Genomic DNA, 13,864 nt, shown 5'->3' on the forward strand with positions numbered 1-13,864 from the left:
GTATTAACCTTGCTGTTCTATCTTAGCCCACGAATCACGTAGACCAACAGTTTGGTTAAACATTAGCGCTTCTGACTTGTTATCACGACAGAAGTAACCTAAACGCTCAAACTGATAACCTTGCTCAGGCTTAGCGTTTGCAAGTGCTGGCTCAAGTTTGGCATTTGCAATGGTTACCAAAGAGTCTGGGTTTAACACTTCCGTGAAATCTTCAGCAGCCGCTGGGTTTGGCACAGTAAATAGACGATCATACTGACGCACTGGCGCTTCAATACAATGTGAAGCAGATACCCAGTGAATTACGCCTTTTACCTTGCGGCCATCTTCTGGGTTTTTACCTAAAGTATCAGGGTCGTAACTACAGTAGATTGTCGTAATATTACCGTTTTCGTCTTCTTCAATGCGCTCAGCTTTAATCACATAAGCATTACGAAGACGCACTTCTTTACCTAGCACCAAACGTTTGAACTTTTTGTTCGCTTCTACGCGGAAATCTTCTTGTTCAATGTAGACTTCGCGCGTAAACGGTAGCTCACGCTCGCCCATGTCTAATGTTGGGTGATTAGGCGCTTGTAGCATTTCAACTTTATCTGCATCAAAGTTTTCAATTACTAGCTTAACAGGGTCGAGTACCGCCATTGCGCGTGGTGCATTTTCGTTTAAGTCATCACGGATACACGCTTCAAGCATACCCATTTCAACCATGTTGTCCATTTTGGTTACGCCAATGCGCTTACAAAATTCGCGAATTGCAGCTGGTGTATAACCACGACGACGAAGCCCTGCAATTGTCGGCATGCGTGGGTCGTCCCATCCTTCAACATGGTTATTAACAACCAAGTCATTAAGCTTACGTTTCGACATCACCGTGTATTCAAGATTTAAACGAGAAAACTCGATTTGCTGCGGATGACACGCAATGCTGATGTTATCTAGCACCCAGTCGTACAAACGGCGATTATCTTGGAACTCTAATGTACAAAGTGAATGCGTGATCCCTTCAAGCGCATCGGAAATACAGTGCGTAAAGTCATACATCGGATAGATGCACCACTTATCACCAGTTTGATGATGGTGTGCAAAACGTACACGATAGATGATAGGGTCGCGAAGCACCATAAATGAGCTTGCCATGTCAATCTTAGCACGAAGAACACATTCCCCTTCTTTAAACTCGCCATTTCTCATTTTTTCAAATAAGGCTAAGTTCTCTTCAGGTGAAGTGTCACGATAAGGGCTATTTTTGCCAGGCTCAGTCAGCGTGCCACGATATTCACGCGCCTGCTCAGGCGACAGGAAGCAAACATACGCTTTACCGTTTTCAATTAGCTCTACGGCGTAGCTATACAACTTGTCGAAGTAGTTTGATGAATAACAAATTTCACCATCCCACTCAAAGCCAAGCCACTGGACATCTTCTTGGATAGATTTAACGTAGTTGATGTCTTCTTTTTCTGGGTTGGTATCGTCAAAGCGTAAGTTGCACTTACCTTGATAATCTTGGGCAATACCAAAATTTAAGCAAATTGATTTAGCATGGCCAATGTGTAAAAAGCCATTTGGCTCAGGTGGAAAACGTGTGTGCGTAGACGCATGTTTGCCACTGGCAAGATCCGCATCAATAATGTTGCGAATAAAGTTTGATGGGCGATTTTCAGTTTCCGCCATAGGAAATCTTTCCTCTGAATTATGCTCTTAGTTAACCTCGGCATTATTACAAAAACTCAGCCGAACTTACAGCAATTATCTGCGCTGTATCAGGATTTATTCATTTGGTTAAATGTTCATCAGATTTTTGTGACAAATTTTGTTCTAGCGCAATATTTCCGTCACAACTTCATCCTATAGTTGCGCCATCTCAGTGTTTATACCACAAACACTGCTTAAGTCACGTTACCGAGGAAAGGACAAAAGTAATGGCTTCAATGAATTTGAATCGTGTTTATATATCAACTAAGGCTAGGAACAACCACTATATTCTTGCTGAGTTTAAACCGGATGATGCATTCTATGCATGTTTTGACTCCAGCAGCGCGTGTTACGAGCGTTTGTCTCGCCAGCTATTCGCACTGTGTGACGAATATGAGCTGCATAATGTACATGTAATTGCGAACGATAAATTGCCGGTGGTGCGTTACCACGACGAAGCCTATACCATGCAAACAGAAAAGCAGATTTTGTTTTTCTACAACCCTAAGTTCCACGAAGCGCACCAAACTTATCTCAATGACGGATACCAAGCGCGTAAAATCCGCTTATTATTTTTAGCCACGGGAAATGAATTACGCGCCAATGCAGCGACCTTCCACAACAAAGTGAAAAAGGTGCTTGATGCACTTAAAGAAGGCTTTTCTCCGCTAGAACCTCAGTTTAGAGTGAGAGACCATCAACATTTAACCTATGATCTCTTTGCCAAAGCGAAAGGTGACAAAGAGTCGTATGGTTATAAATTGCGTGCACTTTACCCACGTTATCAAGCCAGAAACTGCACGTTACCAGAAGAATATAGTGAAATGACCTACGCGACCTTTAACATTCCAGTGTCACGTGCAATAAAAACAGAGTTCCAAAGCCAAATGCGCCCTAGTGATTACGGACAATTCTATCGTACACTAGAAGATACATTTCTTTCTTCTTGCGCCGATAAACAGCTTAATATGGTAGCAATGGTAGCCGATGGCCGTTTGCCTATCATCAGAAGCGCCAAAATCGATAAGTCCGATACTAACCGAGAGCTACAAAAGCTGAGTTTTGATACCGGCTCCGGTGACAATCAAATTTACTCGCTGTTTAACGAAGCAAACCTAGTGGACACCATTCGCTTTGTGATCGTTGCCAATGACAAAGACAAAAAAGACATGGGCTATGGTCGTTTTATGAATCACGTAGAAACGGCTATTAAACGCTTTGTTTCGCAACTTCCTGTTAATGTTGAAAAGCAAGATATCAACGTACGCTTCTTCCAACATATTAGTTACGACTACTAGCCATTAAATAAGGTTTGGGCGCTTCCGAGCAAGTCATTGCGCCCTTTCTTTACCAGAATAATATAAGCATCAATTTAAACGACGAGATAATTAATACTGGTAATTAAAATTATAATTTTTTATACCAAGTGAGGCCTGAATACGGTTGCTGCAGCAAACTTTTTAACCGACTTTGCAAACTACCACTATGGATCTCGAGTTTGTGATGATCGGGGTCATAAATGTAGAGCGAGTCTCCTTCGCTGCTATTTTGCTGCCATACGCCAACCCCGTTTTCCAATAATGTTTTAGAAAAAGTCGTAAAGTCTTCGGCAGCAATATTGAACGCTATATGACTGTAATCTGAGCTCGGAGATGGCTCTCCTAAAGATAAACAAAGCCATACTTCACCAAGCGCTAAATACGCGCCTTTGTCCCAAGTTACCCAAAGCTCAAACCCTAGCAAACCGCAGTAAAAATCCAGTGATGTATTTAGGTTAGATACCGCTATTGTGATGTGATTTAAGCCTGATAACATATTTACTCCTAACGTTTTTATCCCAAATACGAAAAAAGCCGCGACCAAAGGTACAACGGCTTTAACAACCAGAATTATTTTTCTTGATGTAGGCTAGCTACAAAAAGAAGCGTTACAGCGCCTGTTCAAGCTCTGGTAACGCATCAAATAGATCCGCAACAAGGCCATAATCAGCCACTTGGAAAATCGGGGCTTCTGGATCTTTGTTGATAGCGACAATGACCTTAGAATCTTTCATACCTGCAAGATGTTGAATAGCGCCGCTGATCCCAACTGCAATATATAAGTTAGGCGCCACAATCTTACCGGTTTGGCCCACCTGCATATCGTTAGGCACAAAGCCCGCGTCAACAGCAGCACGCGATGCACCAATTGCGGCCCCTAGTTTGTCAGCAATACCATTTAGCAAGGCAAAGTTTTCACCGTTTTGCATACCACGGCCACCTGAAATAACAACCGGTGCGGCAGTTAATTCAGGGCGCTCAGATTCAGTTTGTTCAATGCTCACAAACTCACTCACTTGAGAGGCAATACTTTGCGAGCGATCCTCAATGTCACATGCTGCTTGAGTCTCTACGGCATCAAATGCTGATGCACGCACAGTGATAACTTTTTGTGAGTCTAATGATTTTACAGTCGCAATTGCATTACCCGCATAAATTGGACGCTTAAAGGTGTCTGCATCAATCACATCGATAATTTCTGAGATCTGTGATTTGTCGAGTAACGCCGCGACACGTGGCGCGATATTTTTACCTGTGGTAGACGCTGAAAACAAAATGTGTGAAAAGTCACTTGCTAATTCAACAACTAGCTCAGATGTGTTTTCTGCCAACTGATGTTCGAATGAAGCATCATCAACAGCAACCACCTTTTTTACACCAGCGATCTGTGCAGAGTGATTGGCAGCCTCAGCGATGTTGTGACCTGCAACTAATACGGTGATGTCGCTTGCTATTTTTGTTGCAGCAGCAACCACCTTAGCGGTTTCAGGTTTCAATACACCATTTTCGTGCTCAGCAATAACTAATACGCTCATGAGATCACCTTTGCTTCTGTTTTTAACTTGTTTACTAACTCTTCAACGCTCTCAACCATCACGCCACCAGAGCGCTTAGCTGGCTCTTCAACTTTCACCAATTCAATACGAGGAGCTAAATCAACGCCTAACGAATCCGCTGCGATTACGTCTAGTGGTTTACGCTTAGCTTTCATGATATTTGGCAGTGAAGCATAACGAGGCTCATTCAAACGCAAGTCTGTTGTCACGATCGCTGGAAGTGATAGCGACACCGTTTGCAAACCGCCATCAACTTCACGCGTCACTTGTACTTTATCGCCTTCAACTACAACTTTAGAGGCAAAAGTGCCCTGAGCACGCTTAGTTAACGCCGCTAGCATTTGTCCTGTTTGGTTATTATCAGAATCGATAGACTGTTTACCTAGAATGACCAGCTCTGGACTTTCTTGTTCCACTACCTTAGCCAGTAGTTTTGCAATGTGCAGAGATTCAAGCTTTGCGTCTGTTTCAATGTGAACTGCTTTATCTGCACCTAGTGCAAGCGCCGTTCTTAGCTGCTCTTGACAAGCTTTATCGCCAATTGATACGGCAATAACTTCCGTTGCGGTGCCCGCTTCTTTTAAACGAACCGCCTCTTCTACCGCGATTTCACAAAATGGGTTGATCGCCATTTTGACATTGCTCAAATCAACATCACTGTTGTCAGATTTGACTCTTGCCTTTACGTTGTAATCAATCACGCGTTTGATTGGCACAAGTACTTTCATGGTTACTCCATCATCTGGTTATTCTCTAAGCTGACGTCTACGTCAACAAATTATTTTATTGGTTTCAGACTACTTCCTGTTGACGTAAACGTCAACCTCAAATAACCTTAGTTTAACGAAAATCAAACTAAAGCCTCTCTTTAGTTAATCTACCGTCAAATAGTGTGAGGTTAATAATGGTCGAACGTGAAACCATGGAGTTTGATGTTGTGATAGTTGGTGCAGGTCCTGCGGGCCTGTCTTGCGCTATCCGACTCGCTCAACAGGCTCAAGAAAAACAACAAGAATTAATGATTTGTGTAGTCGAAAAAGGCTCTGAAGTAGGTGCACATGTCTTGTCAGGTGCAGTGTTTGAAACCAAAGCACTAGACGAACTTATCCCTGATTGGGCTGCAAAAGGCGCTCCCGTGACAACAAAAGTGACGGGTGACGACATTTATTTATTCAAAAATGAAATCAATGCCACCAAACTGCCTCATCTAGTGGTACCAAAAACATTTAAAAATGACGGCAACTATATTGTTTCTATGGGTAATGTTTGCCGTTGGCTCGCTGAACAAGCAGAACAACTTGGCATTGAAATTTTCCCAGGCTTTAGCGCCCACTCTCTAATAATAGAAGAGCAACAAGTTAAAGGTATTATTACCGGTGATATGGGCCTAGATAGAGATGGCCAGCCTAAAGACAGCTACATGCCTGGAATGGAGCTTAGAGCGAAATATACCGTATTTGCTGAAGGTTGCCGTGGCCACTTAGGCAAACAACTTATAGCTGAATTTAAACTGGATAAAGACGCCTCCCCTCAACACTATGGCATCGGCTTTAAGGAAATTTGGCAAGTAGACCCAAGCAAGCATAAAGAAGGTCTTGTTGTACACGGCACAGGTTGGCCACTCGACAATGATACCCATGGCGGTTCATTTATGTATCATGCTGAAAACAATCAAGTCGTGGTCGGGTTAATCATCGACTTAAATTACACTAATCCACACCTAAGTCCATTTGATGAGTTTCAGCGTATGAAGCATCACGACACCTTTGCGAGTGTACTTGAAGGTGGTGAGCGCATTGCCTATGGTGCTCGAGCAATCGCCAAAGGTGGCTTTCACAGCCTACCTAAAATGCATTTCCCAGGTGGTTTACTGACTGGCTGTGACGCAGGTACCCTCAACTTTGCCAAAATTAAAGGCAACCATACTGCAATGAAGTCAGGTATGCTTGCAGCCGATGCCATCATTGAGGCATTAGGCCAAGAAAGCGCTCCGTCAGACTTGGTAAGTTTTGCCGACAAATTTAAGGCAAGTTGGCTTTATGATGAGCTTTATCAATCTCGTAACTTTGGCCCAGCAATGCATAAGTTAGGTCGTATTATGGGTGGCGCCTACAATATGATCGACCAAAACATTTTCTCAGGTTCGCTACCATTTACTATTAAGGACGAACATCAGGATCACGCACAGCTTAAGCTTGCATCTGAATCGCAAACTATAAGTTACCCAAAGCCGGATGGTAAATTAAGTTTTGACAAACTTTCTTCCGTATTTTTATCGAATACCAATCATGAAGAAGTGCAACCATGTCATTTACAGTTAAAAGATTCTGAAATACCAATCAAAGTGAATTTAGCTAAGTTTGATGAGCCTGCGCAGCGCTACTGCCCTGCAGGCGTGTATGAAGTAAACGAAAACGAGCAAGGTGAGAAGCAGTTTGTTATCAATTCGCAAAACTGTATTCATTGCAAAACCTGCGATATTAAAGATCCGAGCCAAAATATTACCTGGGTCACCCCAGAAGGGGCTGGTGGTCCGAACTATCCAAACATGTAATATCAATAAATCCTAAATTGCGGGGGCGAAATGCCCCTTTCTTTCCTATACTTAGCGTATATTTTTAAAAATAGAGCTGAGCCTATGCCACAACAATCCGTCACCTTTCGATTTTTAGCAGAGCCCACCGACGTCAACTTTGGCGGTAAAGTACACGGTGGTATGGTCATGAAATGGATTGATCAAGCTGGGTATGCTTGCGCCGCGGGTTGGAGCGGCAGCTATTGCGTTACCGTTTCAGTTGCGGGCATGCGTTTCCACCGTCCGATTCTTGTGGGTCAGATTGTTGAGGTTTCCGCGCGCATTGCCCATACCGGGAACACCAGTATGCAGATTTTTATTCAGGTGCGCTGTGGTGATCCAAAAACGCAACGACTTGTCGAAACCAATCACTGTATTATCAGCTTTATCGCCATGGACCAAGCTGGGTATCCAATTCAAATTCCTCAGTTTAAAGCGAAAACCGAAGAGGAGAAAAAATTAGAAGCCTATGCGGTGAAAATGAAGGAAATAGCGATCCAGACCGAATCGCTATTAGAAGAAACCTTGTCCGATAGTAAATAACATGAAGGTTTGATAACAAAAATTAAAGTGTAGAAGTTCAACTACGATTGAACTTCTAGCAGTTTAAAGGCGCTATTCGGCTCACCAAAAACCACGACATTACACTCACCCCAACTTTTCGATATTTGCCACTGCATATTTTCAGCAAATTTAAATTGTGAGAACTGGTTACAATGACGAACTTCGGGGCATTTGGACGGATTTCTTGCAAGTGGACCAGCATTAACAATGTTGACAAGTGCAAATTGGATTCGCTCTATGCAGAGATACTAAAACTGCTGAAACTAAGTACCATTGAACTAGCGATTTAATCCAATTTTACATTTAAAAGCTTATCCAACAAAGAACATTACTTATTCAAACTTTAAGTTAAATAGCAATTTCACAAAAGGTTTCTTGCAAGAGAAAAAATAACTTTTTCACTAGCAGCTAGCGCATCGCGTTTGCTTAAATTACCTTCTTTTAATAATTGTAAGCTTACTTTTTCAGCCTCTTGACTGAGCAGTACATCCATTTTAGTTGGACTTACTACCCCTTCTGTTAAATCATTAATTATTGCTTGCAATGCAGCTCTACGCTCCGATATAGCGCGGATCAAAATAGGCTTTAAAGGGGATGATTTACAGAGCACTTCTTGACAACTTTGGTCAACCTTTCTATGAAACTCCATTATTTACACTCATCTCGTTTCAGGCGATTAAATGCTTGTAATTTTTCTCGTAAACCTTGAATTGGCTTTATATCTTCTACCAATTGCTTGTACTCGTACGCTCGAGTACCAATAATTTGTTCGTTATCTGTGCGTAAACTCGAACGTAAGCCATTTTGGGGCGAAAAAGTGTGCCGATTCATGTTGCGACTTCCACCAGCAATTCCATTGTTTACAAGGTTATGCGAAAAATCTGAATAGATAAATTACATGACATTACAGGGCTAATTACGAGCAGGGTTTTGTGAAAGTCAGGATCAATAGTAAACTTCGCTCATCTTAATTAAAACAGAGACCATAGTGGAACAAATCACTATCGAGCCCATCGGCTTTATCCAATCTCCTTATAAACAGAAGTTCGCTATACCGAGACAACCAAGGCTTGTCCCAGAGGCAAAAGCCAAGCTTAGATTTGTTGGTGAATTCAATCGCGAAGAATTTGTTCGTGGTATTGAAGCGTTCACGCATATATGGTTGTTGTTTCGTTTTCATGAAACCGCTGATAAAGGTTACTCCGCACTTGTACGTCCTCCGAGACTCGGTGGCAATGAACGTAAAGGCGTGTTTGCGACTAGAGCGACTTTTCGACCCAATGGGATTGGCATGAGTGCAGTAAAGCTCGAGGGCGTAGAGTATAAAAATGGTCAGCTGGATCTATTGCTCTCCGGCGTAGATTTATTGGACGGTACACCAATCATTGATATTAAGCCGTACCTTCCCTATTCAGATGCCTTGGTGGATGCCACGGCTGGCTTTGCTGATACTCGGCCAGAAACGCAAATGTCTGTTAGTTTCTCAGACGAGGCCAACATTTTTATCGAAAAACAGAAAAACTATCCTGAACTTCGACAGTTCATTACCAATGTACTGAAGCAGGACCCTCGTCCGGCTTATAAAAAGAAACGCACATCAAAGCAGGACTATGGTATGAGTTTGTATGATTTTAATATTCGCTGGACTGTGGATGGTGAGCATAACCATGTCACTGAAATATCGTTAGCAAAATAGCAAATTCAGCGGCTTGCCAATAAACTTATAAATTATGAAGATGTTTAGGTATTAAAGCTTTTTAAGCGGCTACTGCACTGCTAGAATAGCCGCCAATAAGAGAACAATAAGTAACTTATACTGGAATAAGAATGCGTACGAGTGAATATATATTAGCGACTCTAAAAGAGACGCCGTCTGATGCAGAGGTGGTAAGCCACCAGCTAATGCTTAGAGCGGGTATGATCCGTAAATTGGCTTCAGGTCTTTATACTTGGCTACCATCAGGCCTAAAAGTTTTCCGCAAAGTAGAGAGAATTGTCCGTGAAGAAATGGACAAAGCGGGAGCGATTGAGCTGCTAATGCCAGTGATCCAGCCTGCAGAGCTATGGGAAGAGTCAGGCCGTTGGGAACAGTTTGGTCCCGAACTACTTCGTATTAATGACCGTCATGGCCGTCCATTTGCACTTGGTCCAACGCATGAAGAAGTGATCACTGATCTTGTACGTCGTGAAATCAACAGCTATAAGCAACTGCCGATCACACTTTATCAAGTCAGTACGAAAGTACGTGACGAAGTTCGTCCACGTTTTGGTGTGATGCGCGCGCGTGAATTCACCATGAAGGATGCCTATTCATTCCATATGACTGATGAGTGCCTTGAAAAAACGTATCACAAGATGTTCCAAGCTTACTGCAACATTTTTGATCGTTTAGGCGTTGACTACCGTCCTGTTATTGCTGACAGTGGTTCAATTGGCGGCAACCTATCGCATGAGTTCCATGTACTTGCAGAGTCTGGTGAAGATGCAATCGCATTCAGTGATGAAAGTGACTACGCTGCAAACATTGAAAAGGCAGAAGCACTTGCACCAACTGAAACTCGCCCAGCGCCAAGTAAAGAACTTAATACGTTTGACACGCCAGAAGCTTTCACCATCGCTGAACTAAAAGCAAAACATGGCGTTAAACCACACCGTGGTGTGAAAACACTCATCGTGTATGGCGCACCAGACGAAGACGGTAAACGTGGGCTTGTCGCGCTTATCGTTCGTGGCGATCATGACTTAAATGAGCTTAAAGCTGAGAAATTAGCACTAGTGGATTCACCGCTCGAGATGGCAAGCGAAGAAGACATTGTTAACGCTATTGGTGCAAAACCAGGCTCTTTGGGACCTGTCGGTCTTTCAATGCCTATCATTGTCGACCGTAGCGCAGCTATCATGGCTGATTTTGTTGCCGGTGCAAACAAAGATGGTGTTCACTATAGTGGGATCAACTGGGACAGAGACGTAAGCGCTTATACTGTTGAAGATATCCGTAACGTGGTTGAAGGCGATCCAAGCCCTTGTGGTAAAGGTAAAATCCTTATCAAACGTGGTATCGAAGTAGGTCACGTGTTCCAACTTGGTACTAAGTACTCTGAAACGATGAAAGCTGGTGTACTTGGCGAAGAAGGGAAAAACCAAACATTAACCATGGGTTGTTATGGTATTGGTGTTTCTCGTATCGTTGCCGCAGCAATCGAGCAAAATAACGATGATTACGGTATCAAATGGCCTGTTGCTATTGCGCCATTTGAGTTGGCAATCGTGCCAATGAATATGCATAAGTCTCACCGTATCCCAGAGATCGCAGAAAAGTTCTATACAGATCTACAAAATGCGGGAATTGATGTGTTATTCGACGACCGTAAAGAGCGTCCGGGGGTTATGTTTAACGATATGGAACTTATCGGTGTTCCTTATACCCTAGTGATTGGCGAGCGTAATCTTGATGAAAATAAGGTTGAGCTGAAAAATCGTCAAACTGGCGAAAAACTGATGCTGGATATTGGATCTGCGGTTGAAACAATCGTTAATGCAATTAGAAGTAAATAAACCTACGTAAATTGCATGACAAAAGAGCATACAGATGTATGCTCTTTTGTCATATTAGCTTCTCCTAACTGCCCCGCCACTGTCATCTTTGCCTCTTAGCATTGTCATTATTACGCTAAAGAGCCAAGCCATGAAAACAACATACTATCCGAGTATTTGGATCTCAGATGTACACTTGGGCTACAAGGACTGTAAAGCAAAGTTCTTGCTAGATTTTCTCAACAAAACCGAATGTGATGTACTCTATCTGGTTGGTGATATCGTTGATCTATGGTCAATGAAACGCCAGTTTTTTTGGGATCCATCCCACTATCAGGTATTAGAATGCATACAAAAAAAAGCGAGATCTGGTACACGCGTTATCTACATACCGGGTAATCACGACGAAACCTTCAGAAACTATGTTGGGCAAACGCTTTTTAAAGTCGAAGTGCATAAAACCTTTATTCATACCACTTCCGCAGGTAAGCGGTTTTTATTACTACACGGTGATGATTTTGACTCGGCAACAAGATACAACAAACTGATCAGTATCATTGGGGATGCCGCTTATGATTTTCTACTCTTCTTAAATCGCTGGACCAATCGCGTACGACGTTTATATGGCGGTCATTATTGGTCGCTTGCATCTTGGCTGAAAAAGCGCGTGCATAAAGCCAGAGAGGCCATTGCCGCATTCGAGAACGCAGCAATTCATGAAGCGAAGAAACAAGGTGTCGACGGTATTATCTGCGGGCATATCCACCAACCAGAGATCCGTGTCGTAGATGGTATTGTGTACTGCAACGATGGTGATTGGATAGAAAACTGCACGGCATTGGTTGAAAACCAAGAAGGTCGTATCGAATTGCTGCATTGGTCAGATGTACAATCTGTCCTCAACGTAGTTGAAATTGACAATGTTAAAACCGATAATGTTGAAGCCGCTTAATAGCGGCTTCAGTTCTTCCAGTCACTCTTCTTTTAATAGCTTATGCAGTAAGTCAGTACGCTTATTGATACGCTTGTTTTGCACGTATGCCTCTGCGCTTAAGCCCATCATTAAAATCAAAAAGATGTATAATACCAATTGAATTAATTCTCTAATCAATTTGAAGGGTGAAATAGCATATTAGCTTCGTTAAAAATTTCTCATCTAGAACAACTAAATAGCAAAATTTTTGCCTTGCTACTAAAGCTATTTCCCCGCTTCAAGATAGATCATTTACTTAATACAACTGGTATAAAACGGGTTGTTCAATAATTTCTGGATAGCGATAGATTAAAAATACTATTGCCACTAGCATACCGATATTCTGGTAGAATCGCCGCTTTTGTCAGGTGTGTTATATCACAAATGTGGTCATTGCCCAGACAATAATACCGATAATAAATACTAGAATACCATATCGAAAGTGCCTCACCATTGGGAACACCGCTTTATCCGTTCGTTCGATAGACAAAGGATATTGCCAATGCGTTAACGCAAGTAAGAGTGGCTCGGCTTCTACGCTCATGCCAGAGAGTGAAACCGTCGCACCATACTCAGTATCAAAGACCAAATCAACAATATGATTACGACGAGTCGAAGAGGTTAACCTATCTAAATCGCTGACTGTAAACGTATTCCAGTGTACCTTAATATTGTTAACTTCATCCTTTTTTACCTCTCGTGCTTGTTTATCTGTAAACAGTAACGCAGGTAGCAGCAAACTATTTTCCTCAACCTTAATTTGGTTACAGGGTGAGTGATAGACAAAATAGTGTTTATTACTGATAAATAAAGACGTCAACCAATAGCTAAAGTACGTGAGCACCAAAAATACCAAACCCGCTATGTAATTTTGTGACGAGTAAAGAATAAAGCAGGTCATTAGAGCAAAAGCCCCTACCACCATCCAAACAATATGCAGCTTATGCTTAGGCGTCGGTAGTGCACATCGTAACACGGAGAATCGCTCTTCAATATCGCGATTGCTATTCATAAACAAAGGAAATAATCTTGCAAGGCTAGTTGGAGTTGAGCGCGTAGTTGATCTCCTATCTGTATCAGCTGTTCGTTGAACGTTACGGTCAAAACCTGATGCAGACAAAAGCGCGTTGAGTTCATCAGTTTGCCGCAAACACGAAAATGAATAGACCGCAGGCTCCTCACTTTCTGAAAGATAACTTATACCGATATAATTGAGTTGCTTGTTACAATCCAAAGATACATCAGTCACAGTAGGAAGTGGTATCACACACTCATCTATTCGCCGAATACTTACATTCAATAACGATAGTTGTTTAGTGATAACAAAGTGCTTTTGTGCAAGGTCAAACATTAAACGATTACGGTATGAAAATAGTAACAAAGAAATCACTAAGTAGATCAGAGCTTCCAAAAAGCTTGACCCGACTGAGTGCAACACCGACGAAAACAAGAATAAAATGGCTATGCCGTTAGTAACCGATTCACTGACTGACTTAAGTACCGAGGTTGATGTCATCCTACATTCCTTGAGTGACTAAAATTGAAACCTACGACTTCCGCAAGCTATCCAAATAAACAGCAGGCTAAGTTACAAAAAGTTAAGCGCTGAATAAGGCGTTTATCGTACAGAAAAACGCCATAATTCTCAATGACT

The 13,864-nt window shown here is 42.3% G+C and carries 13 protein-coding genes; 6 read left to right on the top strand and 7 right to left on the bottom strand.

Annotated features, from left to right (window positions below; genetic code table 11):
* Window positions 1–3: 3 nt before the first annotated feature.
* Window positions 4–1,668 (bottom strand): glutamine--tRNA ligase, encoded by a 1,665-nt coding sequence (gene glnS, locus L3V43_RS05505; protein ID WP_211868904.1) that lies wholly within the window; start codon window positions 1,666–1,668, stop codon window positions 4–6.
* Window positions 1,669–1,916: 248 nt separating this feature from the next.
* On the opposite strand from glnS, the gene L3V43_RS05510 reads away from it, so the two are divergent.
* On the top strand, window positions 1,917–2,987 hold the full coding sequence (locus L3V43_RS05510; protein WP_237116116.1) for a DUF3083 family protein: 1,071 nt from the start codon (window positions 1,917–1,919) through the stop codon (window positions 2,985–2,987).
* Between the two features lie 109 nt (window positions 2,988–3,096).
* Here L3V43_RS05510 and fos read toward each other — a convergent pair whose 3' ends face one another.
* From fos to L3V43_RS05525, 3 genes are all read right to left on the bottom strand, one after another.
* Window positions 3,097–3,504, bottom strand: a complete 408-nt coding sequence (gene fos, locus L3V43_RS05515) for a fosfomycin resistance glutathione transferase (RefSeq protein WP_237116117.1) — start codon at window positions 3,502–3,504, stop codon at window positions 3,097–3,099.
* 112 nt (window positions 3,505–3,616) lie between these two features.
* Window positions 3,617–4,543 carry an FAD-binding protein gene (locus L3V43_RS05520; RefSeq protein ID WP_010604705.1) on the bottom strand — a complete coding sequence of 309 codons (927 nt, stop codon included), beginning with the start codon at window positions 4,541–4,543 and terminating at the stop codon, window positions 3,617–3,619.
* Window positions 4,540–5,292 (bottom strand): electron transfer flavoprotein subunit beta/FixA family protein, encoded by a 753-nt coding sequence (locus L3V43_RS05525; protein WP_174168906.1) that lies wholly within the window; start codon window positions 5,290–5,292, stop codon window positions 4,540–4,542. Before L3V43_RS05525 ends, L3V43_RS05520 begins: the two co-directional genes overlap by 4 nt.
* 176 nt (window positions 5,293–5,468) lie before the next feature.
* Between L3V43_RS05525 and L3V43_RS05530 the strand changes: the two genes are divergently transcribed.
* Window positions 5,469–7,118 (top strand): electron transfer flavoprotein-ubiquinone oxidoreductase, encoded by a 1,650-nt coding sequence (locus tag L3V43_RS05530; RefSeq protein ID WP_237116118.1) that lies wholly within the window; start codon window positions 5,469–5,471, stop codon window positions 7,116–7,118.
* An 84-nt stretch (window positions 7,119–7,202) separates the two neighbouring features.
* A complete protein-coding gene (locus tag L3V43_RS05535; protein ID WP_010372647.1) occupies window positions 7,203–7,682 on the top strand; it encodes an acyl-CoA thioesterase in 480 nt (159 codons plus the stop codon).
* A gap of 382 nt (window positions 7,683–8,064) precedes the next feature.
* Here L3V43_RS05535 and L3V43_RS05540 read toward each other — a convergent pair whose 3' ends face one another.
* Together L3V43_RS05540 and L3V43_RS05545 are read right to left on the bottom strand one after the other, a co-directional pair.
* Window positions 8,065–8,352, bottom strand: a complete 288-nt coding sequence (locus tag L3V43_RS05540) for a hypothetical protein (RefSeq protein ID WP_102056762.1) — start codon at window positions 8,350–8,352, stop codon at window positions 8,065–8,067.
* Window positions 8,352–8,534, bottom strand: coding sequence for a hypothetical protein (locus L3V43_RS05545; protein ID WP_102056761.1), 183 nt, complete (start codon window positions 8,532–8,534; stop codon window positions 8,352–8,354). Before L3V43_RS05545 ends, L3V43_RS05540 begins: the two co-directional genes overlap by 1 nt.
* A 157-nt stretch (window positions 8,535–8,691) precedes the next feature.
* Here L3V43_RS05545 and tsaA point away from each other — a divergent pair, with 157 nt between their 5' ends.
* The 3 genes from tsaA (at window position 8,692) to L3V43_RS05560 (ending at window position 12,189) form a co-directional block, all read left to right on the top strand.
* Window positions 8,692–9,399 carry a tRNA (N6-threonylcarbamoyladenosine(37)-N6)-methyltransferase TrmO gene (tsaA, locus tag L3V43_RS05550; RefSeq protein ID WP_237116119.1) on the top strand — a complete coding sequence of 236 codons (708 nt, stop codon included), beginning with the start codon at window positions 8,692–8,694 and terminating at the stop codon, window positions 9,397–9,399.
* Between the two features lie 131 nt (window positions 9,400–9,530).
* Window positions 9,531–11,258 carry a proline--tRNA ligase gene (locus L3V43_RS05555; protein ID WP_206472887.1) on the top strand — a complete coding sequence of 576 codons (1,728 nt, stop codon included), beginning with the start codon at window positions 9,531–9,533 and terminating at the stop codon, window positions 11,256–11,258.
* A 130-nt stretch (window positions 11,259–11,388) separates the two neighbouring features.
* Window positions 11,389–12,189 (top strand): UDP-2,3-diacylglucosamine diphosphatase, encoded by an 801-nt coding sequence (locus tag L3V43_RS05560; protein WP_102056759.1) that lies wholly within the window; start codon window positions 11,389–11,391, stop codon window positions 12,187–12,189.
* A gap of 394 nt (window positions 12,190–12,583) precedes the next feature.
* Here the strand turns inward: L3V43_RS05560 and L3V43_RS05565 are convergent, their stop codons facing one another.
* The gene (locus L3V43_RS05565) at window positions 12,584–13,726 is read right to left on the bottom strand and encodes a hypothetical protein (RefSeq protein WP_237116120.1); all 1,143 of its coding nucleotides are present in this window, start codon (window positions 13,724–13,726) and stop codon (window positions 12,584–12,586) included.
* Window positions 13,727–13,864 lie beyond the last annotated feature (138 nt).

It is taken from the genome of Pseudoalteromonas sp. L23 (assembly GCF_021728455.1).
Taxonomy (GTDB): domain Bacteria; phylum Pseudomonadota; class Gammaproteobacteria; order Enterobacterales; family Alteromonadaceae; genus Pseudoalteromonas.